The 24,696-nt window shown below is 47.5% G+C and carries 30 protein-coding genes; 24 read left to right on the plus strand and 6 right to left on the minus strand.

What is annotated here, in order from left to right; genetic code table 11:
- Positions 1 to 79 precede the first annotated feature (79 nt).
- The 12 genes from rpsJ (at position 80) to ACXAFQ_RS18605 (ending at position 7,143) form a co-directional block, all read left to right on the plus strand.
- Positions 80 to 391 carry a 30S ribosomal protein S10 gene (gene rpsJ, locus ACXAFQ_RS18550; RefSeq protein ID WP_008845776.1) on the plus strand — a complete coding sequence of 104 codons (312 nt, stop codon included), beginning with the start codon at positions 80 to 82 and terminating at the stop codon, positions 389 to 391.
- A gap of 18 nt (positions 392 to 409) precedes the next feature.
- A complete protein-coding gene (gene rplC, locus ACXAFQ_RS18555) occupies positions 410 to 1,048 on the plus strand; it encodes a 50S ribosomal protein L3 (protein ID WP_474824887.1) in 639 nt (212 codons plus the stop codon).
- A gap of 18 nt (positions 1,049 to 1,066) precedes the next feature.
- Positions 1,067 to 1,672, plus strand: a complete 606-nt coding sequence (rplD, locus tag ACXAFQ_RS18560; protein WP_474824888.1) for a 50S ribosomal protein L4 — start codon at positions 1,067 to 1,069, stop codon at positions 1,670 to 1,672.
- The gene (rplW, locus tag ACXAFQ_RS18565; protein ID WP_474824889.1) at positions 1,669 to 1,968 is read left to right on the plus strand and encodes a 50S ribosomal protein L23; all 300 of its coding nucleotides are present in this window, start codon (positions 1,669 to 1,671) and stop codon (positions 1,966 to 1,968) included. Before rplD ends, rplW begins: the two co-directional genes overlap by 4 nt.
- A 14-nt stretch (positions 1,969 to 1,982) precedes the next feature.
- A complete protein-coding gene (gene rplB, locus ACXAFQ_RS18570; protein ID WP_070125807.1) occupies positions 1,983 to 2,807 on the plus strand; it encodes a 50S ribosomal protein L2 in 825 nt (274 codons plus the stop codon).
- A 15-nt stretch (positions 2,808 to 2,822) separates the two neighbouring features.
- Entirely contained in the window at positions 2,823 to 3,098 is a 276-nt protein-coding gene (gene rpsS / locus ACXAFQ_RS18575) for a 30S ribosomal protein S19 (protein ID WP_115592705.1), read from the plus strand.
- 10 nt (positions 3,099 to 3,108) lie between these two features.
- Positions 3,109 to 3,441, plus strand: coding sequence for a 50S ribosomal protein L22 (gene rplV / locus ACXAFQ_RS18580; protein WP_070125805.1), 333 nt, complete (start codon positions 3,109 to 3,111; stop codon positions 3,439 to 3,441).
- Between the two features lie 9 nt (positions 3,442 to 3,450).
- Complete coding sequence (gene rpsC / locus ACXAFQ_RS18585; RefSeq protein WP_119499834.1) at positions 3,451 to 4,155, plus strand: 30S ribosomal protein S3; 705 nt, start codon at positions 3,451 to 3,453, stop codon at positions 4,153 to 4,155.
- 3 nt (positions 4,156 to 4,158) lie between these two features.
- Positions 4,159 to 4,572, plus strand: a complete 414-nt coding sequence (rplP, locus tag ACXAFQ_RS18590; RefSeq protein WP_070125803.1) for a 50S ribosomal protein L16 — start codon at positions 4,159 to 4,161, stop codon at positions 4,570 to 4,572.
- Positions 4,572 to 4,763, plus strand: a complete 192-nt coding sequence (rpmC, locus tag ACXAFQ_RS18595) for a 50S ribosomal protein L29 (protein ID WP_070125802.1) — start codon at positions 4,572 to 4,574, stop codon at positions 4,761 to 4,763. Before rplP ends, rpmC begins: the two co-directional genes overlap by 1 nt.
- The gene (rpsQ, locus tag ACXAFQ_RS18600; RefSeq protein WP_070125801.1) at positions 4,763 to 5,020 is read left to right on the plus strand and encodes a 30S ribosomal protein S17; all 258 of its coding nucleotides are present in this window, start codon (positions 4,763 to 4,765) and stop codon (positions 5,018 to 5,020) included. The genes rpmC and rpsQ overlap by 1 nt, the downstream gene beginning before the upstream one ends.
- 245 nt (positions 5,021 to 5,265) lie before the next feature.
- Positions 5,266 to 7,143 carry a DUF885 domain-containing protein gene (locus ACXAFQ_RS18605; RefSeq protein WP_474824890.1) on the plus strand — a complete coding sequence of 626 codons (1,878 nt, stop codon included), beginning with the start codon at positions 5,266 to 5,268 and terminating at the stop codon, positions 7,141 to 7,143.
- A gap of 82 nt (positions 7,144 to 7,225) precedes the next feature.
- Here ACXAFQ_RS18605 and ACXAFQ_RS18610 read toward each other — a convergent pair whose 3' ends face one another.
- The gene (locus ACXAFQ_RS18610; RefSeq protein WP_474824891.1) at positions 7,226 to 7,870 is read right to left on the minus strand and encodes an MOSC domain-containing protein; all 645 of its coding nucleotides are present in this window, start codon (positions 7,868 to 7,870) and stop codon (positions 7,226 to 7,228) included.
- Between the two features lie 191 nt (positions 7,871 to 8,061).
- Between ACXAFQ_RS18610 and ACXAFQ_RS18615 the strand changes: the two genes are divergently transcribed.
- The 5 genes from ACXAFQ_RS18615 (at position 8,062) to dnaB (ending at position 12,308) form a co-directional block, all read left to right on the plus strand.
- Positions 8,062 to 8,601: an RNA polymerase sigma factor gene (locus ACXAFQ_RS18615; protein ID WP_474824948.1), complete on the plus strand. Its 540-nt coding sequence runs from the start codon at positions 8,062 to 8,064 to the stop codon at positions 8,599 to 8,601.
- On the plus strand, positions 8,601 to 9,101 hold the full coding sequence (locus tag ACXAFQ_RS18620) for a hypothetical protein (RefSeq protein WP_474824892.1): 501 nt from the start codon (positions 8,601 to 8,603) through the stop codon (positions 9,099 to 9,101). Before ACXAFQ_RS18615 ends, ACXAFQ_RS18620 begins: the two co-directional genes overlap by 1 nt.
- A 16-nt stretch (positions 9,102 to 9,117) precedes the next feature.
- Positions 9,118 to 10,098 (plus strand): DUF4097 family beta strand repeat-containing protein, encoded by a 981-nt coding sequence (locus ACXAFQ_RS18625; protein ID WP_474824893.1) that lies wholly within the window; start codon positions 9,118 to 9,120, stop codon positions 10,096 to 10,098.
- A 202-nt stretch (positions 10,099 to 10,300) separates the two neighbouring features.
- Positions 10,301 to 10,783, plus strand: coding sequence for a hypothetical protein (locus ACXAFQ_RS18630; protein WP_474824894.1), 483 nt, complete (start codon positions 10,301 to 10,303; stop codon positions 10,781 to 10,783).
- Between the two features lie 136 nt (positions 10,784 to 10,919).
- On the plus strand, positions 10,920 to 12,308 hold the full coding sequence (gene dnaB, locus ACXAFQ_RS18635; RefSeq protein ID WP_474824895.1) for a replicative DNA helicase: 1,389 nt from the start codon (positions 10,920 to 10,922) through the stop codon (positions 12,306 to 12,308).
- An 87-nt stretch (positions 12,309 to 12,395) separates the two neighbouring features.
- On the opposite strand, the gene ACXAFQ_RS18640 is transcribed toward dnaB, so the two are convergent.
- The 4 genes from ACXAFQ_RS18640 to ACXAFQ_RS18655 form a co-directional block, all read right to left on the minus strand.
- Complete coding sequence (locus ACXAFQ_RS18640) at positions 12,396 to 13,535, minus strand: OmpA family protein (RefSeq protein ID WP_474824896.1); 1,140 nt, start codon at positions 13,533 to 13,535, stop codon at positions 12,396 to 12,398.
- A gap of 107 nt (positions 13,536 to 13,642) precedes the next feature.
- Complete coding sequence (locus ACXAFQ_RS18645; protein ID WP_474824897.1) at positions 13,643 to 14,077, minus strand: secondary thiamine-phosphate synthase enzyme YjbQ; 435 nt, start codon at positions 14,075 to 14,077, stop codon at positions 13,643 to 13,645.
- Positions 14,067 to 14,531 (minus strand): chemotaxis protein CheX, encoded by a 465-nt coding sequence (locus ACXAFQ_RS18650; RefSeq protein ID WP_070125795.1) that lies wholly within the window; start codon positions 14,529 to 14,531, stop codon positions 14,067 to 14,069. The genes ACXAFQ_RS18645 and ACXAFQ_RS18650 overlap by 11 nt, the downstream gene beginning before the upstream one ends.
- Positions 14,521 to 14,994, minus strand: coding sequence for a transcriptional repressor (locus ACXAFQ_RS18655; RefSeq protein ID WP_070125794.1), 474 nt, complete (start codon positions 14,992 to 14,994; stop codon positions 14,521 to 14,523). Before ACXAFQ_RS18655 ends, ACXAFQ_RS18650 begins: the two co-directional genes overlap by 11 nt.
- A gap of 244 nt (positions 14,995 to 15,238) precedes the next feature.
- On the opposite strand from ACXAFQ_RS18655, the gene nudC reads away from it, so the two are divergent.
- Together nudC and hemE are read left to right on the plus strand one after the other, a co-directional pair.
- Positions 15,239 to 16,075, plus strand: a complete 837-nt coding sequence (gene nudC / locus ACXAFQ_RS18660) for an NAD(+) diphosphatase (RefSeq protein ID WP_474824898.1) — start codon at positions 15,239 to 15,241, stop codon at positions 16,073 to 16,075.
- A 238-nt stretch (positions 16,076 to 16,313) separates the two neighbouring features.
- On the plus strand, positions 16,314 to 17,405 hold the full coding sequence (hemE, locus tag ACXAFQ_RS18665; protein ID WP_474824900.1) for a uroporphyrinogen decarboxylase: 1,092 nt from the start codon (positions 16,314 to 16,316) through the stop codon (positions 17,403 to 17,405).
- Positions 17,406 to 17,444: 39 nt separating this feature from the next.
- Here the strand turns inward: hemE and queG are convergent, their stop codons facing one another.
- Positions 17,445 to 18,584, minus strand: a complete 1,140-nt coding sequence (gene queG / locus ACXAFQ_RS18670; RefSeq protein ID WP_474824901.1) for a tRNA epoxyqueuosine(34) reductase QueG — start codon at positions 18,582 to 18,584, stop codon at positions 17,445 to 17,447.
- 6 nt (positions 18,585 to 18,590) lie between these two features.
- Here queG and ACXAFQ_RS18675 point away from each other — a divergent pair, with 6 nt between their 5' ends.
- The 5 genes from ACXAFQ_RS18675 to miaA are packed head-to-tail and all read left to right on the plus strand — an operon-like array spanning position 18,591 to position 24,694.
- A complete protein-coding gene (locus tag ACXAFQ_RS18675) occupies positions 18,591 to 20,090 on the plus strand; it encodes an NAD(P)H-hydrate dehydratase (protein ID WP_474824902.1) in 1,500 nt (499 codons plus the stop codon).
- 19 nt (positions 20,091 to 20,109) lie between these two features.
- Entirely contained in the window at positions 20,110 to 20,592 is a 483-nt protein-coding gene (gene tsaE / locus ACXAFQ_RS18680; RefSeq protein ID WP_474824903.1) for a tRNA (adenosine(37)-N6)-threonylcarbamoyltransferase complex ATPase subunit type 1 TsaE, read from the plus strand.
- 50 nt (positions 20,593 to 20,642) lie between these two features.
- Complete coding sequence (locus ACXAFQ_RS18685; protein ID WP_474824904.1) at positions 20,643 to 21,968, plus strand: N-acetylmuramoyl-L-alanine amidase; 1,326 nt, start codon at positions 20,643 to 20,645, stop codon at positions 21,966 to 21,968.
- A gap of 24 nt (positions 21,969 to 21,992) precedes the next feature.
- Positions 21,993 to 23,765, plus strand: coding sequence for a DNA mismatch repair endonuclease MutL (gene mutL, locus ACXAFQ_RS18690; RefSeq protein WP_474824905.1), 1,773 nt, complete (start codon positions 21,993 to 21,995; stop codon positions 23,763 to 23,765).
- Positions 23,762 to 24,694, plus strand: coding sequence for a tRNA (adenosine(37)-N6)-dimethylallyltransferase MiaA (gene miaA / locus ACXAFQ_RS18695; protein WP_474824906.1), 933 nt, complete (start codon positions 23,762 to 23,764; stop codon positions 24,692 to 24,694). Before mutL ends, miaA begins: the two co-directional genes overlap by 4 nt.
- Positions 24,695 to 24,696: the final 2 nt, after the last annotated feature.

Raw genomic sequence — 24,696 nt, forward strand, 5'->3', positions numbered from 1 at the left:
TATACGCACATCTTTTCATCCCATATATAAGAGGGAGTGAGAAGATGATTTTTTTGTTCTTTCGATTGGAGCTTAATCGATGCCAAATCAAAGAATTCGTATTCGTCTTAAAGCGTTTGATCACAAGTTGATCGATCAGTCTACGGCTGAAATCGTAGAAACGGCGAAACGTACTGGTGCTCAGGTAAGCGGTCCTATTCCTCTGCCTACTCGCAAAGAACGCTATACAGTTCTGGTTTCTCCGCACGTTAACAAAGACGCGCGTGACCAATACGAAATCCGTACTCACAAGCGTTTGGTAGACATCATCGAGCCAACTGATAAAACAGTTGACGCGCTGATGCGTTTGGACTTGGCTGCTGGCGTTGATGTTCAAATCAGCCTGGGCTAATAAGAGAGGGTATTAACAATGGCGATTGGTCTAGTCGGTCGTAAAGTGGGTATGACTCGCATCTTCACTGAAGATGGCACGTCTATCCCTGTGACTGTTATCGAAGCGACCCCAAACCGCGTTACTCAGGTTCGTTCTGAGGAAACTGACGGTTATCGCGCTCTTCAGGTTACTACTGGTACTAAGAAAGCGAACCGCGTAAACAAAGCTGAAGCAGGTCACTTTGCTAAAGCTGGCGTTGAAGCTGGCCGCACTCTGGTAGAATTCCGCCTGGAAGACAACGAAGGTGCTGAAATTGAAGTTGGCAGTGAAATCACTGTAGAAATCTTCAACGACACCAAGAAAATTGATGTAACTGGTACTTCTAAAGGTAAAGGTTTCCAAGGTGCAATCAAACGTTGGAACTTCAGTTCACAACGTATGACTCACGGTAACTCTTTGTCTCACCGTGCTCCTGGTTCAATTGGTCAAAACCAATCTCCAGGTAAAGTTTTCAAAGGCAAGAAAATGGCTGGCCAGCTTGGTAACAAGCAAGTCACCACGCAGTCTCTGGAAGTTGTACGTGTAGACGTAGAAAACAGCCTGATCCTGGTTAAAGGTGCCGTACCTGGCGCAACTGGCAGCGATGTAGTCGTAAAGCCAGCTGTTAAAGCGTAACGTCTGGGGAGTTAAGTGATGGAATTAACATTGAAAGACGCGCAAAGCGCTCTTGAAGTATCCGAAGCGACCTTTGGACGTGAGTTTAACGAAGCTCTGGTACACCAGGTAGTTGTTGCTTACGGCAATGCTGCCCGTCAGGGTTCTAAAGCTCAGAAGACTCGTTCTGAAGTTCGCGGTGGTGGTAAGAAGCCATGGCGTCAAAAAGGTACTGGCCGTGCACGTGCTGGTACAATCCGCAGCCCAATCTGGGTTGGTGGTGGCCGCGCATTCGCTGCGAAGCCTCGTGACTTTGAGCAAAAAGTTAACAAGAAAATGTATCGTGGTGCTATCAAAAGCATCCTGTCTGAACTGATTCGTCAAGACCGTCTGGTTGTTGTTGAAAAGTTCGGCATCGATGAGCCTAAAACTAAGGCACTGGTAGCTAAGCTGGGTGAATTAGAACTGTCTGACGTTCTGATCGTTACTCCAGAAGTAGACGAGAACCTGTTCCTGTCTGCTCGCAACCTGTACAAAGTTGATGTACGTGATGTTGCTGGTATCGACCCTGTTAGCCTGATCGCATTTGAAAAAGTGCTGATTACTGCGGATGCAGTGAAACAACTTGAGGAGGCGTTAGCATGAAAGAAGAACGTCTACTGAAGGTGCTTAAGGCACCACACGTTTCAGAAAAGTCTACTATGGCTGCTGAAGCGAGCAACACGGTTGTATTCAAAGTAGCTAAAGACGCGAACAAAGCTGAAATCAAAGCAGCAGTTGAAAAACTGTTTGAAGTTGAAGTCGCTGACGTACGCACTGTGAACGTTAAGGGTAAAACCAAGCGTCACGGCATGTCTTTCGGTAAGCGTAGCGACTGGAAAAAAGCGTATGTATCGCTTAAAGAAGGTCAGGACATCGACTTTGTCGGTGGCGCTGAATAAGAAGGGGATTAGAAATGCCATTAATGAAAGCTAAGCCAACTTCTGCCGGTCGTCGTCACGTTGTTCAGGTTGTTAACCCTGATCTGCACAAAGGTGCGCCTCACGCGCCTCTGTTAGACAAGAACAGCAAATCTGGTGGCCGCAACAACAATGGTCGTATTACCGTACGTCACCACGGTGGTGGTCACAAGCAACACTACCGTATCGTTGACTTCAAGCGTAACAAAGACGGCGTACCTGCCAAAATTGAACGTTTAGAATACGATCCAAACCGCTCTGCAAACATTGCTCTGGTACTGTATGCAGACGGTGAGCGTAAGTACATCCTGGCACCTAAAGGTCTGAAAGCAGGTGATGCGATTCAGTCTGGTTCAGATGCAGCGATTAAAGCAGGTAATGCCCTGCCTATGCGCAACATCCCAGTAGGTACCACTGTACACGCTATCGAAATGAAGCCTGGCAAAGGCGCGCAAATCGCTCGCTCTGCTGGTCAATACGCTCAGATCCTGGCACGTGAAGGTAACTACGTTACTCTGCGTCTGCGTTCAGGTGAAATGCGTAAAGTATTGTCTGACTGCCGTGCAACAATCGGTGAAGTTGGCAATGCAGAACACATGCTGCGTTCACTGGGTAAAGCCGGTGCGAGCCGCTGGCGTGGTATTCGTCCTACAGTCCGTGGTGTTGTAATGAACCCGGTAGATCACCCGCACGGTGGTGGTGAAGGACGTACGTCTGGTGGTCGTCACCCAGTGACTCCATGGGGTGTTCCTACCAAAGGTAAGAAAACCCGTAGCAACAAGCGTACTGATAAGCTTATCGTACGTCGTCGTAACAAGTAATAGCGAGGATTCACCATGCCACGTTCTCTCAAGAAAGGTCCATTTATTGACCTTCACTTGCTGAAGAAGGTAGAGGCTGCAGTGGAAAAGAACGACCGTAAACCAATTAAAACCTGGTCACGTCGTTCTATGATCATCCCAGATATGATTGGGTTGACCATTGCGGTCCATAACGGTCGCCAACATGTACCTGTCATCGTAAGTGACGAAATGGTCGGCCACAAGTTGGGCGAATTTGCGCCAACGCGTACTTACCGCGGCCATGTCGCGGACAAGAAAAGCAAACGTTAAGGGGTAGGAAATGGAAGCATTAGCTAAACATCGCTTTGCCCGCACGTCGGCTCAAAAAGCACGCTTGGTTGCGGATCAAATTCGCGGCCTGAACGTTGAAAAAGCTCTTGAAGTTTTAGCGTACAGCCCGAAGAAAAGCGCAGCATTAGTTAAGAAAGTACTGGAGTCTGCTATTGCTAACGCAGAGCATAATGAAGGTGCTGACATCGACGAGCTGAAAGTTGCGAAAATCTTCGTTGACGAAGGTCCAACGATGAAACGTATCAAACCACGTGCTAAAGGCCGTGCTGATCGTATCTTTAAGCGCAGCAGCCACATCACTGTAGTTGTAGCGGATAACTAGGAGTAGAAAATGGGACAGAAGGTACATCCTACAGGTATACGCCTGGGTATCAGCAAACCATGGACTTCGACCTGGTACGCTAATACTGCAGACTATGCAGACAACCTGTATAACGATCATCAGGTACGTCAGTATCTGACTAAGCAGCTGAAAAACGCTTCACTTTCTAAAATCGTGATCGAGCGTCCTGCTAAGAGCATCCGTGTGACTATTCACACTGCTCGTCCAGGCGTTGTTATCGGTAAGAAAGGTGAAGACGTAGAAAAACTGCGTAATCACGTATCTAAGTTGGCCGGTGTGCCTGCTCAGATCAACATTGCAGAAGTACGCAAGCCAGAGCTGGATGCACAGTTAGTAGCTGACAGCATCTCTAGCCAGCTGGAGCGTCGTGTAATGTTCCGTCGCGCTATGAAGCGTGCGGTACAAAATGCAATGCGCCTTGGTGCCAAAGGTATCAAAGTTGAAGTTAGCGGCCGTCTGGGCGGTGCAGAGATTGCACGTTCTGAGTGGTACCGTGAAGGTCGCGTTCCTCTGCACACTTTCCGTGCGGACATCGATTATGCGACTTCTGAAGCTTTAACTACCTACGGTATCATTGGTACTAAAGTTTGGATCTTCAAAGGTGAGGTTCTGGGCGGTCTGCCTACAAACCAGGAGCCGGCTGCGCCAGCTCAACCTAAGAAGAAAGGCCGCAACGCTAAGCGAGAGGGCTAAATCATGTTACAACCAAAACGCATGAAATTTCGTAAAATGCATAAAGGTCGTAACCGTGGTCTTGCTATTGCTGGTGGCAAAGTAAGCTTCGGCACTTATGGCCTGAAAGCAGTTGGCCGTGGTCGTATGACTGCGCGCCAAATCGAAGCAGCGCGTCGTGCTATGACTCGTCACGTTAAGCGTCAAGGTAAAATCTGGATTCGGGTTTTCCCTGACAAACCAATTACTGAGAAGCCTCTTGAAGTGCGTCAAGGTAAAGGTAAAGGTAACGTTGAGTACTGGGTATGCCAAATTCAACCTGGCCGTGTTCTGTATGAGATGGAAGGTGTTCCTGAGTCTCTGGCACGCGAAGCGTTTGAACTGGCAGCGGCAAAACTGCCATTTAAAACAACCTTTGTAACTCGGACGGTGATGTAATGAAAGCGACTGAACTGAAAGATAAAAGCGTAGAAGAGCTGAACGCAGAGTTGTTAAACCTGCTACGCGAACAGTTCAACTTGCGCATGCAGCATTCAACTGGTCAGCTTGAAAAAACAGACCAGCTGAAGAAAGTGCGTCGTAACATCGCGCGTGTTAAAACCATTCTGACTCAAAAGGCTGATGCGTAATGACTGAGCAAAATGTTCGTACAGTACAAGGTCGTGTGGTTAGCAACAAAGGTGATAAGTCTATCACTGTTGTTGTTGAGCGTTTCGTTAAACACCCTATCTACGGGAAGTTCATCAAGCGTTCTACTAAGCTTCACGCACACGACGAAAGCAACACTGCTAACGAAGGCGATACCGTGACTATTCGCGAGTGCCGCCCTGTTTCCAAGACTAAGACTTGGACTCTGGTAAGCGTTGTAGAAAAAGCTAGCATGTAATTGCTGTTTTTATCTTGAAAAAGCCCGGTTTATCCGGGCTTTTTTGTACCTGAAATTTAGTGTTTCTTACTCATCCGTTAATAATTGCTTACATACACAATTCACTTCGTATACGAAATAGCGGTATGCTGTCGTTCACAAGGCGGTGTACGGTTATTGCTCCGTCTAATTACATCAAAAAATCACGTAACGATTAGATAAACCCAAACATCAACGATAATTCTAATAAACAAAGGGAAACAAGCATGAAATCTTCTGTAAAAGCCAGTTTTGGTTTTGCATTAAGTATAGTGGCTACCGCCATGATGGGTTGTTCGCCAGCGAATGAAGCCCCGAAAGAACAGTCAGAAGTTGTCGGCGAGGTGCAGGCAGAACAAACAGAAACCGAACGTCTGAATGCGTGGTTTGAAGAGCAATATGAAGAAGGGCTGAAAAAGTCTCCTCTTGCGTTAACTATGCAGGGTAGAAAGGAACGTTACGGTGAGCTGGATCAGATGTCTGAGCAAGCCTCCAACGAACGTTTTGCAGATATGGAAGCTGCAGTTAAGGAAATGAAAGAAACTTTCGACTACGACAAGCTGGATGACGACGCCAAGATTTCCTGGAATGTATTCCTGTTCGGATACGAGCAGCAAAAAGCGATGAAGCCGTTCGAACGTCGTGAATATACATTTAACCAGATGTTCGGCATGCATTCCCAGCTTCCGACTGTGTTGATTAACTACCACAAAGTCAGCAGCGAGCAAGATCTTAAAGACTACGTGAGCCGTTTAGGTGAAGCTGGCCGTGCAGTGAATCAACTGATTGATCGTGCTCGAGTGGCAGCTGATCAAGGCGTTAAAGCACCGTACTTCGCTTATGAAGGGGTAATACAACAGAGCAAAGGCATTATCTCAGGCAAGCCGTTCGATGATTCAGAAAATGACAATGCGCTTTACGGCGACTTCAAGGCAAAAGCCGAAGCGCTGGTCGAGCAGGGTACCCTGACACAAGAGCAGGCCGACGAGTACATTGAAGAAGCCGCTACCATGCTCACCTCCAAGGTAGGACCTGCCTACCAGACCCTGATTGACTGGTTTGAAGACGATTTGCCAAACCTCGACAAAGAAGCAAAAGGTGTTTGGGCACTACCAGACGGTGAGGCCTATTACAATGTGATGCTCGCCCAATCTACCACGACAGACATGACCGCAGATGAGATCCATGAGTTGGGTCTGAAAGAAGTTTCGCGTATCCGTGCTGAAATGGAAAAGGTGAAAGGCGAGCTGGGTTTCGATGGCACATTGCGCGAAATGTTCGATTACCTTCGCGAAGATAAATCTGACGAGCGCCTTTACTATGCAAATACCGATGAGGGTCGCGAAGCCTATCTGGAAGATGCCCGCAAATACATCAACGATATGAAGGAAATTCTGCCTGACTATTTTGGTCGTTTGCCAAAAGCTGATCTGGTCGTGAAGCGGGTTGAAGCATTTCGTGAGCAGCCAGGCGCCGCACAACATTACTATCCAAGTTCACCGGATGGTTCTAATCCGGGTGTATATTATGTACATCTAATTGATATGACCATGATGCCTAAAAGTGAGATGGAAGCGATTGCCTATCATGAAGGTGTACCGGGACACCACATGCAAATCGCCATTGCGCAGGAACTGGAAGATATACCTACATTCCGTACTCAACAGTTCTTTACCAGCTACGTCGAAGGTTGGGCACTTTATTCAGAGCGTTTAGCTAAAGAGATGGGCATGTATAAAGAACCGATTAACGATTTCGGTCGTCTGCATTCCGAAATGTGGCGTGCAATTCGTCTCGTTCTGGATACCGGCATTCACGCGAAGAAGTGGACCGAAGCGCAGTCTATTGAATATTTCATCAATAACACGCCAATCTCTGAAGGCCAGGCCAAATCGGAAGTACGTCGGTACTTTGTAATGCCAGGACAGGCTACCGCTTATAAGATTGGTATGCTGAAAATTCTGGAATTAAGAGAAAAGGCGAAAACCGAGCTTGGCGAGAAATTCGATATCAAGGCGTTCCACGATCTGGTACTCGGTGGCGGTGCAGTGCCGCTAAGTACGCTGGAGCTTATGGTTAACGACTGGATAGCCTCGCAAAAGTAAGCAAAGTAAGCGTGATTTCGTATTTATGAAAAAGGCACATCAGCATTGATGTGCCTTTTGTACTTATAGGCAAATAAAAGGTTCAGGATGCCCGTTTAATGACGCGTTCGCATTTCTCTCGCCACTCATCATCGAGTACCTCGATACCGACATAATCTTTCGCTTTCTCAGGTTGGCCTTTGTCGTATACCGCCGTCATGAGTGCAGCAATACTCACTGTGTGTTGCGGGCGTGAGACTAATGCTACGGCGTCCCCCACTTGCAAAACACCGGTTTCAAGCACTCGATAGTACCAGCCTGTAATGCCATTAAGCCCAACGAAGCGATCCAGGTTCTTAATCTCATAGCGATGGGATATTTTATTGCACGGTGCCCGAGGAGCGCTAACCTGCAGTAGCACGTTACCCATTTTATATACATCACCAACATGCACGTTGTTGTCGTCCATACCGGCCACAATCATATTCTCACCGATCGTTCCAACGGTGAAGGCTTTTTCAGGAAATGCCTCAGTTAATGCCTGATAACCTTTATGGCTAAATTGATGCAGTACCTTTTCAGGGCCACCGTGTAGTTTTTTGTTTCCTTGTTCATCTTCATCTGTTCCATCGATATTAACGTGAAGCTGTTGAACTGCTTGTTTCTGAATGGCGCTAGGTGCACCACGAGGGCCGAAGGGAACTGGTTTGGCAGCAAAAAGCGCTTCAAGGTGCATATCTGAATGCATGGCGATGTCCTGTGGTAATTGGTAGGTGACTAATGTAAAAAAAACCAAGACGCATTTAAACCATTTCATCTGGCGATGCGACTAATGAAATATCAGGATCAAAAAACACCGCGCTTAGCGATGAAATAAAAAAAGTAAAAGCGTAAACGCTCAAGGAACGCATGGAACTATCACACGCCACAGTCACAGATATGACACCTGACACTTTAAGAGTGCGGGAAAGTGCACTTTTGCGTGCTGCAGTTAATGGTGACCGCAATGCATATCGAGAAATTTACGACAATCATATCAACCGTGTTTATGGGTTGTGTTTTCGGTTAACCGGCGAACGCGGAATGGCCGAAGATGCTGCTCAGGAAGTGTTTATTCAAGTCTGGCGCACATTATCGAATTTCGATGAGCGAAGCCAATTTTCTACCTGGCTACACAGTGTGGCGGCGAACGTGACAATCAGTTATATGCGTCGGCAGAAAAACTGGTTGCAGCGCATGTTCGACATCGAAAGCGTCACATTGGCAGAACCCGAGACGTCTGGTTGTAGCAGTGAGGTCGATCTCGAAAAATATATTCTTCGATTACCGGAGCGAGCTCGAGTGGTGTTTGTATTACATGCCGTCGAAGGATATCGGCACGAAGACATTGCCACTATGTTGAAAATTGCATCGGGTACGAGTAAAGCACAGTACCACCGAGCGCGTCAGCTGCTCGAAGATTGGATGGGAGCAGACTAATGGCTGAGCATAACGACAAGCTAACAGTAGCGCTGGCGAAGCTAGATAAAGAAAAAGTCCCTGAGAAGGATTTGTGGGCAGGGATTGCGCATAGCATTAATGACAACATCCCTGCCACTCCCGTTAAGCAAGGGAGAAGCGTGGCAATGCCTATTGCTGCTTCCTTTATATTAATTGCTGCAGTGTTGTTTGTTACCAGAATGGATCCACTTTCAGAGCCATCATCACAAGGTATGCACGGTGATGCACTGGTGCAGGCCATCAGTCAGCAGCATGAAGAGCAAAAATTGTCGCTGTTAACCCGTTTTAGAGAGAAAGCTGCAGTGACGGATGATTGGCAGCAGCAACTTAATGAACTGGATGAGGCGGCTGCGGCGGTAAAACGCGCGTTGGCCGAAGATCCAGATAATACCGCCTTGCTGGGCATGCTCCAGCATATATACCAACAACAGTTATTGCTGATTGAGCGAGTGCACGCGCCCAAGTGGCAGCAAATTTGAACTTAAGGAATGATATATGATTCGCACTAAACCTTCGCACTCAACGGTCACCGCACTGGTATCAGCAAGCCTGCTTTTTGTAACATTGGCGGCTCACGCCAAAGAAAAAGTTGATAAACGCCTGGAGACTTCTGCATCTCCCCACGTAGAGATTGAGCACGTGTCCGGTAAGGCGAAAATTATTGGTTGGGATAAAAATGAAGTCTACGTTTCCGGCGAGCTTGGCGATCGCACAGAAGAATTTATTTTCGAGAAAGACGGTAATGACATTACCATTCAGGTAGAAACCAACCATCGTAAAATCAACTGGAAAGAGAAAGATTATGACGATGGTGATGATCTGACTATTTATGTGCCTATAGAATCTGGTGTGTCTTACACGGCTGTGAACGCAGGCGTAAGTGTAGAATCTCTTACCGACAGTGTTCAATTGGAAGTGGTGAACGGCGATATTGATGCCAAAGACATAGCCGGTCGAATGAAATTAGAAACCGTAAATGGTGACATTTCGCTTAATGCAATACGTGGCTTACTTCAAATTGAAACCGTTAATGGTGACGTGAAAGGCGAACACGAAGGTGACGAACTCACAAAAGTGATGACGGTGAATGGCAATGTGAAGCTTAAAACATCGAGTCCAGTCGTTGAGTTTGAATCAGTGAATGGTGATGCGGAATTAGAATTGGCTCTGATAAAATCGCTGTCATTGACTACCGTAAATGGTGAGATCGAAACATCAATGACCCTCGACAGCAAAGCGGATGTGGAAGCTTCCTCCGTAGGGGGCACCATCGCTTTCACCATGCAGAAAGAGGTGTCAGCGCGCTTCGAGTTGGAAGCCCATGCCGGAGGCGATATTGTTAATAAGATTACCAACGACAAACAGAAGTCAGCAAAATATGGCCCGAGTAAATGGCTTGAGTTTTCGGTAAATCAAGGTTCAGCAGGGGTGGAAATGTCTACCGTGCACGGCGAGCTCATTGTTAAAACTAAGTAGCAAGCCAGATAAGTATCCAATATCAAAATAGATAAAAGGGCAGAAAATCATCAGGTTTTCTGCTCTTTTTTGTAAACATCTGAACCTCTCTTCGCGCAAGCAGACCAACTATCCAATAAGCACGACAAGCTCCCTAAGCTGCTTATTTAAAGCAGCCTTTTTGACCCCATTTATGTTTGGTAATAAAAATAAGGAGAAATTGATGTCAGCGCGACACAGAAGCGCAAAGGGAACTTCCCCACTTATCTGGTTCGGCGTACTTTTTCTTACCGCTTGTGCGGCCATTACCAGTTGTGCAGTAAAAGAGCCTGCTAGCGTAGAAGGAACTTGGGTTATTACCTCCTCGGTGGCTCCGGGGATCAGTGCCATGGAGCCTAAAGACACTAAAACTATGTTAGGCCAATCTTTTCAATACTCAACCGACAATGTAGTGCTTGGTCAAACACAATGTGGGCAAACACAATGGCACGAGAAAAAGCTATCAGAGAAAGACTTTCAAACTGAATATAAAGTGTCTTTTGCGCAACTCGGCATTGTAGCGAATAAAATTTCCCGTTTCGACGTTGAATGTCACGGGGAAAATGTACCGGGTCAATCTGTACTGGTTGCCAGTAAAGAACGTGCTTTCACCCTATGGGACGGCGTTTTTTTTCAAATGGAGAAAACCGAAGCCGTAGTGCAATAATGGCTGTGTTAAATCTGAGAAAGCCAATCATCGTTTGTTATTGGAACGACAAGTTATTAGCTTGATAGCCTAAACACATTGCAATTCGTGCTGATTCACGGACAATATCCTCTTCGAAATTTTGGAAGTGAATATTGTGAAAGTCGTTCCAACCTCAAAAGATAAAAATATCGAAAAGCTGAAAGTACCGCCGCACAGCATCGAAGCCGAGCAGGCCGTGCTGGGAAGTATGCTTATCGATCGTGAGAGTTGGGACAAAGTGGCCGAAGTGGTCACCGATACAGATTTTTATAATCACTCTCATCAGGTCATCTTCAAAGTTATTCTTCATCTTTTAGGTCAAAGTCAACCGGTGGACTTGATCACCGTGTCTGAAGCCCTTGAGCACCGAAACGAGCTCGAAGATGCAGGTGGTTTTGCCTATCTTGCCGAATTGGCAAAGAACACCCCAAGCTCTGCCAACGTGGTTTCCTATGCGAAAATCGTTAGTGAACGCGCAATTACCCGCGAGTTAATTGGCGTAGCTCACGAAATTGCCGAAGTGGGGTACAACCCGGAAGGTCGCGACAGTGCCGACATTCTGGACATGGCAGAGAGTAAGGTTTTTGAAATCGCAGAGAAACGAACAGGGGAGAATGAAGGCCCCCGGGATGTTGACTCGGTGCTTGATAAAACCATCAAGCGACTGGAATCGTTGATTGAAACCAGCAAGGAAGTAACCGGTGTTACCACAGGTTTCAGCGACCTTGATAAGAAAACCAGTGGTTTACAACCTTCCGACCTGATCATCGTGGCTGCCCGTCCGTCGATGGGTAAAACAACCTTTGCTATGAACCTGTGCGAAAACGCCATGATGGCTGAGACAAAGCCCGTGTTGGTTTTCAGTCTGGAGATGCCGTCTGAGCAGATCATGATGCGTATGCTGGCATCACTAAGTCGTGTAGACCAAACTCGCATTCGTACAGCTCAACTTGATGATCAGGAGTGGGCCCGAGTCTCTAACACCATGGCCATGCTGAAAGACAAAGATAACCTGTTTATTGATGATTCTTCCGGCCTGACTCCGATGGATGTGCGCTCGCGGGCACGAAAGCTAGCCCGGGAACGTGGTGGCATTAGTCTTATTATGGTGGATTACCTTCAATTGATGCGGGTGCCGTCGTTAAGTGATAACCGTACATTGGAAATCGCCGAAATTTCGCGCTCATTAAAAGCATTGGCGAAAGAACTTGAAGTACCCGTGGTTGCGCTGTCGCAGCTTAACCGTAGTTTGGAGCAACGGGCAGACAAGCGCCCGGTGAACTCGGACCTTCGTGAATCGGGCTCCATCGAGCAGGATGCCGACTTGATCATGTTCATTTACCGTGACGAGGTTTATCACGAAAACAGTGAATACAAGGGTATTGCAGAAATCATCATTGGTAAGCAGCGTAATGGTCCTATTGGTACAAGCCGTCTTACTTTCCAAGGTCAGTTTTCACGCTTTGACAACTATGCTGGGCCCGCTTTCGACGACGAATACTAACGCTTACACTAACGAGTCAATCGATAAATCTACAGACACAAAAAAAGGCGCCAGATGGCGCCTTTTTAATTATGTCATATTGTCGAATTAACGCTTTTCAGGTACTTCAACAATCGCTGTAACGCGGATAGAGATACGACGGTTTACGCGGTTAGCTTCTGGAGAAGTACCTTCCATCAGCAGTTCACTTTCACCGAAACCTTCTGTGCTAAGACGTGCAGGGTCGATATCGTATTCATTTACCAGTACGTCTTTAAACGCTTCAGCACGACGCTCAGACAGTTCCATGTTGTACGCATCAGTACCTGGAGCAGATGCGTGACCCTCGATCACAGCTTCTGTTTTGCCGTAGCGCTTGAAGAAAGCAACAAAGTCTTCGATGTCGGCAGAGTGTGGCTCAGACACTTCAGCACTTTCGTTCGCGAACAGAACACGCAGGTTGTGCGTTACTTCTTTTTCGTCAAACACAGTACAACCGTCTGCGTCTACTTTGTCGTTCATTGGTGTGTCAGGGCACATGTCTTTGCTGTCTACAACGCCATCGCTGTCGCTGTCAGCTTCAGTCACTACTGCACAACCTGTTGAATCAACTTCGGTACCAGCTGGTGTGTTAGGACACTGGTCAACACTGTTCAGCACGCCATCGCTGTCGCTGTCACCGTCTACAACAGGCGTAGGCTCGTTGTAGTTAGACGTTGTCGCGTTACCGAATGGGAATGTCAGACCAACTTTAACGCTGTAGTCGTAGTAAGAATCGTCGATGTCGCGATAAGCAGCAATTTCAGTAGAAAGCTTCAGCTTTTCACCGATTGCCCAGTGCTTACCCAAACCCAGGTTAACCAGGTTGTGATCTTCATCGAATTCCTGACGCTTAAGACCACCGAAAATGTACCACCAATCATTAGGCATGAAGTACATCGCGTCTACGCCGAACATAAAGCCAGAAGCGCTGTCTTTATTGCTCAAAACTTCCATATAGTCGAGTTCTAATGCAGTAAATTCACCGCGAACAGCCCAGCTTTCATCAAAACGCCAGCCCATTTCCATACCAACGCCTTTGCCATCTTCCAGATAATCAGGTGCTGGTTTGTCTACGTCAGCATTATAATACATACCGTAAATGCCAAACCATTTATCGTATGATTGAGTTGATGCTTCCTGTGCAGATACATGAGCAGAGGCTGCTAATGCAAAAGCCAGTGCAGACAGTTTAAAAGTTTTGTTCATTTTCACATCCTGTATAACGTTGAGTGATTGATAAATCAATTGGATGAAAGGGTCTTAGCATACGGCGTGCCAACTACAACATTTCGTATATAAGAATTTTCTGGATTTTATCGCCAAAGGCCGTGTAAAGTCGCTAGAATGCGCCGACTGCCACCATTATTGCGATGTTCGCCCATAATGAGGCCTTGCCAGATGCCTAGCTGTAATTTTCCATCCTTTACCGGAACTGTTACCTCGCAACCCAACAAGCTAGACTTAATGTGAGCGGGCATATCATCCATACCTTCATAGGTATGTGTAAAAAATTCCGACGTTTCCAATACAGTATGGTTAAACCAGCTTTCTAGATCACTTCTTACCGACGGATCTGCGTTTTCATTAATGGTGAGACTGGCACTGGTGTGCTGAAGCCACAAGTGAAGTTGCCCAATCTTTACGTTTGCTAACTCACTGATTGCACTTTCGATGTGGCCTGTGATGAGGTGGAAACCCCGTCGAAACGGGGGGAGGGTAATTTCTTGCTGATGCCAGTTACTTGTCAAAACATATTTCCATGTGAGCTAGTCCTTCGTCACACATAAATGGCATGATGAGTTTGGAGCCATCGACCTGGTGACTGATAGTGTGTTGCTTTCCAGATACTACGATTGGTGTGGCCATGCCAAACTCGAAGCCTTTCTCTGCCAGGTCTCGCTTTGCGTTGCCACAAATCATGTTTGTGACTTCCCCAACCATATCGCCAACTTCCGCGTCGAGCTTCGCAGGACGTTCACCTACCATACGCTCCATAATGGTCAGCGCCAGTTCCTCATCAAAGGTAATCGACATTGACCCTTTTATCTGTGGGCCCACCATTCCAATTAAGCCGGAGACATCACCTTGCGCTATATCACTTTGTTTACGCTTGGGTTTTCCAGGCTTTAATTTGGTTTGCGCCATGGTTTCCATCACGTTTAGTAAACCATTGATGAAAGGATTAACAAACTCAACATTCATGGTGTTCTTCCTCTGGCTCAGAGTTTTCTGCATCCTGACAGTCTGCACAAAGTCCGTGAGCTTCTATTGTTTGTTTGGAAACTTTGAAACCATATTTACTCGCCTGGTTTTCAAGGGTTTCCTGTAAGCCTTCCGACTGAATTTCTGCTACATCGCCACAACTGTCGCAAATAAGGAACTGTACCGGATGGTGGCAGCCAAAATGATGACAGGCCACAAATGCATTAGTGGATTCCAGTCGGTGTATAAATCCAAATTCTAGTAAAAAATCCAGAGCACGATAGACAGTTGCCGGTTTCGCGCCGGATTCTGTCTCTTTTAATGTGTCCAGCAACTCATACGCCCCCATCGGACCATGTTTACCAAGTAAAATCTCGTAAACTTTTTCGCGTAAAGGGGTGAATCTGGCGCCACGCTGTTCGCAATAAGCACGGGCTTTATTAATCAGGGTAGTACTATTCATGACTTTTTACCGACAAATGTCTTTATTATTTATGACATGACAACCCGTGACTGGTTCGGGTTCCTGCCAATGCAGCTGATTTCTATTCTCAGTATAACATTGCGGTGAACCTTAACAATGACAGAGGTGTTTCCGCAATCGTAACAACTATAAAAATACCGGGAAAATCACTATCATGAGCGCCGTGTTTTTGAAATGCCGCATTAAATAGCAACGCAAGTTTAGGACTTTTTAAGGTGAATGAATGATTAAGCCAGTGACAGAGAATCGCCTCGCTACTACACAGGCGTTATGGATTATATTCAGCCGTGACATGTTGCTGGTGAGAAAATCTGATGATGCTTTATTTCAGGGGTACTGGAGTGATATTAGTCTACTCGCCCACCATCAAAGTAGTATTGTAGAATTACCCGCACTATCGGAACATCACGACCTCGCGCATCCCGTTTTTCTGCTCGATCTAGGAGCTGAGCACGTAGAACATGAGTTGTGGGAATTTACTACAATGCGTAGCGTGATGGCTGAAGGTTCAGAGGCACTGTTCAATGTACTGTCGAGAGCTTGGCAATACGTACATTTTCTTCGCACCCATCGCTACTGCGGCCAGTGCGGCGCGCAGATGGAACAGGTTGATTGGGAAATGGCGATGCAATGTCATCAGTGCAAACATCGGGCTTATCCTCGTGTCTCGCCTTGTATCATTGTGGGAATTTATCGCGAAAACCAGATTTTGCTGGCTAAGGGCGTTCGTCACAAAGAGAGTGGTATGTACTCTACGCTCGCCGGCTTCGTGGAAAGCGGCGAAAGTCTCGAACAAGCCGTTCATCGGGAAGTCGAGGAAGAAGTGGGCGTCAAAATTAAGAATCTTTCATACTTCAATAGTCAGCCTTGGCCATTTCCGCATTCCTTAATGATGGGATTTCTGGCGGAATATGACTCTGGCGATATTGTTCCGCAGCCCGGCGAAATTGATGATGCGCAATGGTTTGATATCGATAATCTACCAAAGATTCCACCTAAACTGTCGATAGCTGGCAAGCTTATAGAGGCGATGATCCAAAGAGACATGGGGAAAGAATAATAAAAAAGCCTCGCTAGGCGAGGCTTCAGGAAGGTTTTAATCGGTCCCTTAAGGGCTTCTTCATTTTTTCTTACTATTATATAAGTCTTCGTGAGAAGCAAGACTAAAGTCTTATGCATTCGTATGCAAAGCGAGTCTTTAGCACAATTTTGGGTAACAGTTGATTTGACTCCGACGCAAGCGGGCGAAATATTGTTATACTCCCCACCAGATTATGATTAAGTTGTAGAGGATTTGCATGTCGGCTAATAGCCCATCTATCGAGCGCCCAGCGCTGAAGAATGACAGATTTTTACGCGCGCTACTCAAGCAGCCTGTAGACGTTACTCCTGTTTGGATGATGCGTCAGGCTGGTCGATACTTGCCAGAATATAAAGCCACCCGTGCGGAAGCCGGTGATTTTATGTCGTTGTGTAAGAACGCCGAATTAGCCTGTGAAGTAACGTTACAACCTCTGCGTCGTTTTCCTCTTGATGCCGCTATTCTGTTTTCTGACATTCTCACGATTCCTGATGCCATGGGATTGGGTTTGTATTTTGAAGCGGGCGAAGGCCCTCGCTTTAAAAATCCAATACAGAGTAAAGCGGATATCGATAAAATTGGTATTCCTGATCCGGAAGGTGAGCTGCAATATGTGATGAATGCCGTGCGCACTATTCGCCGCGAATTGAAAGGCGAAGTGCCACTGATTGGTTTCTCGGGAAGTCCGTGGACACTGGCAACTTACATGGTTGAAGGTGGTTCAAGTAAGGCCTTCACCAAAATTAAGAAAATGGCGTTTGCTGAACCTGCACTGCTACATGCATTATTGGAAAAGCTCGCTGATTCTGTCACCAGTTATCTGAACGCGCAAATTGCTGCTGGCGCACAGTCGGTGATGATTTTTGACACCTGGGGTGGTGTATTGTCACCTCGGGATTACAAATTATTTTCTCTGCAGTATATGGCGCGTATCGTTGAAGGGCTTAATCGCGAAAGTGAAGGCCGTCGAGTGCCGGTTACCTTGTTCACCAAAAACGGCGGCATGTGGCTTGAAGCTATTGCTGATACTGGCTGTGATGCTGTGGGTTTAGATTGGACTATCGATATTGCTGATGCCAAAGCCCGCGTCGGTGACAAAGTCGCTCTGCAGGGCAACATGGATCCTTCCATGCTATATGCTCAACCTGAACGAATTGAGCAAGAAGTTGCAGACATCCTTGCCGGATTCGGCGAAGGGACAGGCCATGTATTTAACCTTGGTCATGGCATACATCTCGATGTACCACCCGAGCACGCCGGCGTGTTTGTTGACGCAGTGCATAAGCTAAGTCGCCAATATCACAAGTAATTGTTACTGAGCGTAAAATTGCGGGAAGGTAGGCGCTAATTACGCGTCTCTTGGTAAGCCTTTCTGAATGACTCTGATCAAACGCTGCTTCTGACGATTGTCGTCATGGGCAGCGTTTTTGTTTTTCTGCCGCTCTATGGCCCAGTCGATGTGTTCCTGAACCAGTTCGCTTACCTGACCACTTCTGCTTTCAAGGGCTGAAAGGATAGACTCATCGGCAGCGGCATTTCCCATCGCAACTGCAATGTTGCGTAACCAGCGTGCGTGACCAATACGTCGAATTGGTGAGCCTTCCGTGTTTTTCAGAAACGTCGTTTCATCCCAATTAAACAGGTTAATCAGCGTTTCACCATGCAGTTGGCTTCGAGGGAAGAAGTCTTTCTCTTCAGTGATGTTGCCATAGCGGTTCCACGGGCATACCAGCTGGCAGTCATCACAGCCGTATATTCGATTTCCCATCAAGGGGCGTAACGCTTCTGGTATTGGCCCATCATTCTCGATGGTGAGATATGAAATGCACTTTCTGGCATCGACAGTGTAGGGGGCGACGATGGCCTGGGTAGGGCAAATCGTCAGACATGCCGTGCAACTGCCGCAACCTTCTTCTACGGGCTTATCTACCGGTAATGGCAGGTTGATAAACAGTTCGCCGAGAAAAAACCAGGAGCCCGCTTCTTTGTTTAGTGTGAGGGAGTGTTTGCCTGTCCAACCAATACCGGCTTTCTCGGCTATAGCATGTTCGAGCACCGGCGCGGAATCTACAAACGGGCGATACTCAGTGTGAGCCAATTCAGCTTTAATTTTCTCGCCCAGTTGTTTTAGTCGGTTTCGAAGTACTTTGTGGTAATCCCTTCCCAGGGCATAACGGCTAATGTAACCAATTTTGTCATCAGAAAGGTGGCGAGCAAACGACGCGTCAGGCGGGAGATAGTCCATACGTACACTAATAACCCGCACTGTACCAGGCACCAGTTCTGCCGGGCGTGCACGCTTTACACCATGGGCTGCCATGTATTCCATATCGCCATGATAGCCGTTTCCCAGCCATTCAAGCAGCTTATCTTCGTGCTGACTAAGATCAACATCGCTGATACCGACCTGCTGAAAACCTAGCGCGCGGCCCCAAGCCTTGATATCGTTTGTTAATCTATTGAGATCGATTGATTGCAACGCGGACATGAAACCATGCTAGACACTAAACTCGCGACAAGCTTATCACACAAACTCTTTCGCGCAGAACAAGTAAGAGAACACGAACGTAAAGCAGCGGAAGATTCCGGCTGCGATTTATCTACGCTGATGGAGCGTGCCGGTACTTCAGTATTCCGTCAGTGTCAGAGCCTGCTCCCGAATACCGATGTTTTTTTGGTCGTAGTTGGGCAAGGAAATAATGCGGGTGACGGTTATATTGCCGCTTTAAAAGCTAAAGATGCGGGTAAACAGGTGCATGTCTGCGCCGTAGAGCCTCATCGAATTCTCGAAGGCGATGCTGGTGAAGCGCAGCGTCGTTGGTTAGATGCTGGCGGTAAAATTGAAGTGTTCTGCGAAGAGCTCCTGGCAAAAGCAGGGCTAATCGTAGATGCCATGTTGGGTACCGGCATTACTAGTTATATTCGCAATGAGTTTGCCGATATCATCGACGCCATCAATGCCAGCGATACCCCTGTTGTGAGTATTGATGTGCCGTCAGGTCTGGATGCCAACACTGGGCAGTCTTTGGGGCGTTGTATCGAAGCTGATGTTACGGTTACGTTTGTAGGCATTAAGCCCGGTTTAACCACCGGTGCCGGAAAACAGTCCTGCGGCAAACTGGTTTACGATGATCTTGGTATTGGTAAAGCCTTTGCAGAATTAGCGCGATCATCGGCCAGTTTGCTGGATATCGAACAGTTCCGTGGTATGGGGCCACGTGCTGTACACAGCCACAAGGGAACATACGGTCGTTTGCTCTGTGTTGGTGGAAATAAAGGCACTGCCGGTGCTATACGATTAAGCAGTGAAGCGGCTCTTCGCAGTGGTGCGGGCATGGTGCGGGTCTTTACGCATGAAACTTCTACCATACAAGTAAGCGCTGGTCGTCCAGAGTTAATGGTTACTGACAGCGATCTTGAAGATGCGCTGAAGTGGGCAACCTGTGTGGTGATTGGACCCGGGCTCGGACAAGACGATTGGGCTGAATCGGTATTCACCACGGTAATGAAGCACTGTCAGACGCATCCTAAGCCCATGGTACTGGATGCGGATGCACTGAATTTGCTTAATCGTGCGGCAACGGCGTACACCATTAACGACTGTATTTTAACCCCTCACGCTGGCGAGGCGGCCCGCTTGCTGGGTGTGTCGGTAGATGATGTAGAAGCAGAACGATTCAACTATGCACGTCAGTGCGCTCAGCGTTATCACGCAACGTGTGTGCTGAAAGGTGCAGGTACCATCATTGATAACGAGAGAAAGACCTGGGTGAGTAAACATGGGAACCCTGGTATGGCAACGGCTGGCAGCGGTGACGTATTAAGCGGTATTTTGGGGGCATTGTTGGCGCAAGGACTGTCTCGTGATATTGCGGCTAAATACGGTGTCACAGTGCATGCGAAAGCGGGTGATGATCTGGCTGACTTGTATGGTCAGCGTGGTATGATTGCCAGCGATTTATTCGATGCCGTGCGCATGCTCATCAACCAGTAGTGAATGTTAAACTGAACTTATGCCTTATCCAGAACTCTCCTTTACGTCTTCATCACCCGAAGAAACCGCATTTGTCGCTGAAACGTTGGCGGACTCGGTCAGTCAGCAGCAGCTAGCGACCGGCTTGGTTGTCTATCTGGAGGGCGATTTGGGTGCGGGTAAGACAACGTTCAGTCGTTACTTTATTCAACGGTTAGGCCATTCAGGTAACGTTAAGAGTCCCACTTATACACTGGTTGAACCGTATGAGCTGAAAGACGTATCGGTGTATCATTTCGACTTATACCGGCTAGCTGATCCTGAGGAACTGGAGTTCATGGGTATACGGGATTACTTTCGTGAAAAGGCGGTTTGTTTAATTGAATGGCCGCAAAAAGGGGCTGAATTCTTGGCTTCTGCGGATTTAGTGATTAGTATTAACTCACATAATGATGGACGAATATTATCGGTTACTGCCCGTTCAGAGGCAGGCAAAGCCATTATTGATGTACTAGGTAGCTGACTCTTTAAATAAAATAACAAAGTCAGTAAGGGTAAATTTCAGGGTTAATTATGTTGCGCGTAATCATACTCACAATCTGTGTGTGGTGTCTGGCGAGCGCTGCTTGGGCACAAAATCAGATAAGTAGCGTTAGGGCTGCGCCTTCTGGCGACAGAACCCGTTTGGTACTTGATCTGAAAAGTGCGCCTGAATATACCTATTTTTCACTCGAAAGCCCTTATCGGTTGGTTATTGATTTAGCTGATACTGGCAATAACAGCGATTTATCCAAGGCGGATATCAGCGGCGATCTCGTTCGCCGGGTTCGCCATTCCACACCAAAAAATGAGAATGCCGCTCGCATCGTCGTCGAGTTATCTCGCAAGGCTGCACCCTCCGTTTTTCCTGTTGAACCTGATGGACCCTATGGTCACCGCTTAGTTGTCGATCTTATTGACTCAAAGCCAACCTATACTCAAACCCCCAGTGTCGTGCTCGATAGCAAGAACAATAGTCGCGATCGCGACATTATCATTGCCATCGACGCTGGACACGGTGGGAATGATCCTGGTTCTATTGGCCGTGCTGGCACGTATGAAAAGCACATTACGCTAAGCATCGCCAAATATCTTGAAGATATGGTAAATGCCCAGTCGGGAATGCGTGCCATCATGACGCGAACAGGCGATTACTATGTGGGACTGAATAAACGCCCTGAAATTGCCCGTAAAAGTAAAGCCGATCTGCTTATCTCAATTCACGCTGATGCGTTTACTACCGCTGGACCGCGTGGCGGTTCGGTGTGGGTGTTGTCTATGCGCCGGGCTGATACTGAATTAGGTCGCTGGCTAGAAAGAACGGAGCAACATTCAGAGTTATTGGGTGGAGCCGCTGAAGTCATTTCCGATAATGCCAGTGAGCGTTATCTGGCTGAAACGATTCTTGGGCTGTCTATGGACCACTCGATGGCGTCGAGTTACGACCTGAGTCAGAAAGTGATTAAGGAGCTTAAGGGCGTCACTCGCATGCACAAGTCTTCGCCGCAGGCTGCAAGCCTTGCTGTACTGACTGCACCAGATATTCCCTCTATCCTGGTTGAAACGGGTTTTATCAGCAATCCGCAGGAAGAAAAAAACCTGAACTGGAGTGATTACCGGAAGCGTCTGGCATCATCCATGTTCAATGCTATTAAAACCTATTTCCGCCAGGTGCCGCCCGACGGCACCCTCTGGGCAGCAGAAAAGTCGCGGAATCTCATTCATAAAGTCAGACGGGGTGAGTCTTTATCCTTGCTGGCCCAGCGCTACAATGTCAAAATCAGCACTATCAAAGCCGCTAATAACTTAAATAGCGATACCGTTCAGATTGGTCAGGAACTGACCATACCGCGAACCTGAAAGTAACCAGTTACAGGATTTCCCTTGCCTATACAGCTACTCCCACCACAGTTGGCTAACCAGATTGCGGCTGGCGAGGTGGTAGAAAGACCTGCCTCCGTTGTTAAAGAACTGGTTGAAAACAGTTTGGACGCCGGTGCAACCCGTATTGAACTGGATATTGAAAAAGGCGGTCACAAGCGCATTCGTTTACGTGACAACGGCAACGGTATTATTAAAGATGAGCTAGCGCTCGCATTAAGCCGCCATGCAACCAGCAAAATTGCCACGCTGGACGATTTGGAAAGTATTTTATCGCTTGGTTTTCGTGGCGAAGCGCTTGCCAGTATCAGTTCGGTTAGTCGCTTGATACTCACCTCTAAGCCAGAAGCGCAAGAGCAGGCCTGGCAGGCACACTGCGAGGGGCGGGACATGGCTGTGAGTCTTAATCCGGTAGCGCACCCGCCAGGTACCACAATTGATGTTGCAGACTTGTTCTACAACACCCCGGCCAGACGAAAATTTCTGCGTACCGAGAAAACTGAGTATCAGCATATTGAAGATGTTATCCGTCGGATTGCACTCAGTCATCCTGCGGTGTCGTTTATTCTTAAACACAACGGCAAAGTGACTAAGCGTTATCAGACATCATCTTCAGACCATCTTACCCAGCGCATTGCTGCGGTGATGGGGCAGAAGTTTCTGACCAATGCGATACATGTGAAAACAGATTATCACGGTATGCATCTGGAGGCATGGCTGGGCAATGAAGCCATGTTGCGAAGCAGTACGGATGGGCAGTTCAGTTTTGTAAATGGTCGCGGTATGCGGGATAAACTTATCTTGCACGCAATTCGTCAGGCATATGAGAGTGTGTGGGGCGTATTAGAACAACCCTCATTCGTGGTTTACCTCACTGTTGATCCCAGCGATGTAGACGTCAACGTACATCCTGCGAAACACGAAGTGCGTTTCCAGCAAAGTAGGTTGGTACATGATTTTATATGTAAAACCGTGGCTGATGCGCTTTGCGACGGTGATGAGAAAACGCAAACGCGTTTCGACGAGCCCGAACACGACTATATTCGCCCTTTAACACCCGTTACCTCAACGTCGCCGGTTCCGGCGTTTGAGCAGCGTCAGGCGGGGTCGCCAAGCTCGCCGTCTGGGGTTGGCGGGTCATTTCGTCAGCCTACCGGTGGCGGGAGCAGCAGTGGGCGCTATCCGCCAACACAATCAGGGTCGTCGAAGCCCTCCATCGCCGATTACAGCGAGAGCTATACGGCCTTGCTGACATCGCAGGCAAATATTGGTGACACAGTAAACTTGCAATATCTTCAAATAAATGAATATATAAGAATTTACTGTCATAAAAACAGCTGTTTGCTATTGTCTATAAACGCTATAATTGGCCCTTGGGTCGAGCAAAATATTATCGCGGCTGGCGCCTCACAACCGCTACTCATGCCTGTCTCCGTCGCTGACGATGGTGCTATTAGCCAGGACACGGTGGAATTACTTCGGGAAGGCTTTTTTGAAGTAAATTTGGTTGCGGGGAAGTATCGTTTGCAGCAGGTGCCGGCAGGTTGCAGGCATTTCCCATGGGTTAACTGGTTTCCGCAAATACTCGCATCAAAACAGGAAACGCTAGGTGGTGTGCTAAAATCCGTGAGTAATACCGACACCTTGCCTAGCGACATCATTGCTGCGGTTTGGCATGATTTTGACCAAAATGCGGAAGCAGAGAAAATTGTCACGCTGGAAGCCCATGGACGCAGGCAGTCCATAGATAGCCTGATTGAGAAATGGCCTGAATGAAAAGTAAAGACGATATGAAGCCTGTCGTAACAATTATGGGCCCGACCGCTTCCGGTAAAACCAGTCTGGCTCTAGCGTTGTCACAGCAAACACCCTGTGAAATTATTAGCGTTGATTCTGCACTGGTGTATCGCGGTATGGATATCGGAACCGCGAAGCCGACAGCTGAAGAGCAAACCATCGCGCCGCATTGGCTTATCGATATAATCGACCCCAATGAAAGCTATTCTGTAGCAGAATTTCACAGTGATGTGGGAACACTGATAAACGACATTCACCAACGCGGCAAATTGCCTGTTTTGGTGGGTGGTACGATGATGTACTTTAATGCCTTGATAAATGGTATTTCGCCCTTACCTAGTTCAAACGATGAGGTAAGAGCGCGTATTGCCCAGGAAGCCGAGGCCTATGGATGGAACGCCTTACACGACGAATTGACTCGTGTAGACCCTGTAAGCGCAGCTCGTATTCATCCAAATGACCCACAGCGCCTGACCCGCGCTCTGGAAGTATATCGGTCTACCGGGCGTAATCTGACAGACTGGCAAGCAACTAAAGGTGAGCCTTGTCCGTTTAATGTCACGCAATTTGCCATTGCGCCGGAAGACAGAGCGGTTTTACACGGTCGTATTGAACAACGATTCGATATGATGCTGGAAGACGGCTTTCTAGACGAGGTCAGAAGTTTATTTGCCCGGGGTGATCTACACGAAGATTTACCCTCTATACGATCCGTAGGATACCGTCAGGCGTGGCAGTATTTGCAAGGGCAACTTGATTACGCGGAAATGCGTGAACGAGGGATAATAGCAACACGTCAGCTTGCTAAGCGTCAGCTAACCTGGTTAAGAGGCTGGCCTGAAGTCGAATGGCTTGACACGTTTGCTAACGATAACTTAACTAGAATTATGTCAAAAATCACACTTTAACT

This window comes from Alteromonas sp. ABH2_165, from assembly GCF_056159945.1.

Coding starts and splice junctions, on each gene's coding strand:
- ACXAFQ_RS18640 (WP_474824896.1), bottom strand. CDS start 13,535: ATGAACAAAACTTTTAAACTGTCTGCACTGGCTTTTGCATTAGCAGCC.
- rpsS (WP_115592705.1), top strand. CDS start 2,823: ATGCCACGTTCTCTCAAGAAAGGTCCATTTATTGACCTTCACTTGCTG.
- miaA (WP_474824906.1), top strand. CDS start 23,762: ATGAAAAGTAAAGACGATATGAAGCCTGTCGTAACAATTATGGGCCCG.
- rpmC (WP_070125802.1), top strand. CDS start 4,572: ATGAAAGCGACTGAACTGAAAGATAAAAGCGTAGAAGAGCTGAACGCA.
- rplC (WP_474824887.1), top strand. CDS start 410: ATGGCGATTGGTCTAGTCGGTCGTAAAGTGGGTATGACTCGCATCTTC.
- rplB (WP_070125807.1), top strand. CDS start 1,983: ATGCCATTAATGAAAGCTAAGCCAACTTCTGCCGGTCGTCGTCACGTT.
- rplV (WP_070125805.1), top strand. CDS start 3,109: ATGGAAGCATTAGCTAAACATCGCTTTGCCCGCACGTCGGCTCAAAAA.
- queG (WP_474824901.1), bottom strand. CDS start 18,584: ATGTCCGCGTTGCAATCAATCGATCTCAATAGATTAACAAACGATATC.
- ACXAFQ_RS18655 (WP_070125794.1), bottom strand. CDS start 14,994: ATGAATAGTACTACCCTGATTAATAAAGCCCGTGCTTATTGCGAACAG.
- ACXAFQ_RS18630 (WP_474824894.1), top strand. CDS start 10,301: ATGTCAGCGCGACACAGAAGCGCAAAGGGAACTTCCCCACTTATCTGG.
- ACXAFQ_RS18605 (WP_474824890.1), top strand. CDS start 5,266: ATGAAATCTTCTGTAAAAGCCAGTTTTGGTTTTGCATTAAGTATAGTG.
- ACXAFQ_RS18675 (WP_474824902.1), top strand. CDS start 18,591: ATGCTAGACACTAAACTCGCGACAAGCTTATCACACAAACTCTTTCGC.
- rpsC (WP_119499834.1), top strand. CDS start 3,451: ATGGGACAGAAGGTACATCCTACAGGTATACGCCTGGGTATCAGCAAA.
- hemE (WP_474824900.1), top strand. CDS start 16,314: ATGTCGGCTAATAGCCCATCTATCGAGCGCCCAGCGCTGAAGAATGAC.
- ACXAFQ_RS18615 (WP_474824948.1), top strand. CDS start 8,062: ATGACACCTGACACTTTAAGAGTGCGGGAAAGTGCACTTTTGCGTGCT.
- tsaE (WP_474824903.1), top strand. CDS start 20,110: ATGCCTTATCCAGAACTCTCCTTTACGTCTTCATCACCCGAAGAAACC.
- ACXAFQ_RS18620 (WP_474824892.1), top strand. CDS start 8,601: ATGGCTGAGCATAACGACAAGCTAACAGTAGCGCTGGCGAAGCTAGAT.
- rplD (WP_474824888.1), top strand. CDS start 1,067: ATGGAATTAACATTGAAAGACGCGCAAAGCGCTCTTGAAGTATCCGAA.
- rpsJ (WP_008845776.1), top strand. CDS start 80: ATGCCAAATCAAAGAATTCGTATTCGTCTTAAAGCGTTTGATCACAAG.
- ACXAFQ_RS18650 (WP_070125795.1), bottom strand. CDS start 14,531: ATGAATGTTGAGTTTGTTAATCCTTTCATCAATGGTTTACTAAACGTG.
- ACXAFQ_RS18685 (WP_474824904.1), top strand. CDS start 20,643: ATGTTGCGCGTAATCATACTCACAATCTGTGTGTGGTGTCTGGCGAGC.
- rplW (WP_474824889.1), top strand. CDS start 1,669: ATGAAAGAAGAACGTCTACTGAAGGTGCTTAAGGCACCACACGTTTCA.
- rpsQ (WP_070125801.1), top strand. CDS start 4,763: ATGACTGAGCAAAATGTTCGTACAGTACAAGGTCGTGTGGTTAGCAAC.
- rplP (WP_070125803.1), top strand. CDS start 4,159: ATGTTACAACCAAAACGCATGAAATTTCGTAAAATGCATAAAGGTCGT.
- ACXAFQ_RS18610 (WP_474824891.1), bottom strand. CDS start 7,870: ATGCATTCAGATATGCACCTTGAAGCGCTTTTTGCTGCCAAACCAGTT.
- nudC (WP_474824898.1), top strand. CDS start 15,239: ATGATTAAGCCAGTGACAGAGAATCGCCTCGCTACTACACAGGCGTTA.
- ACXAFQ_RS18625 (WP_474824893.1), top strand. CDS start 9,118: ATGATTCGCACTAAACCTTCGCACTCAACGGTCACCGCACTGGTATCA.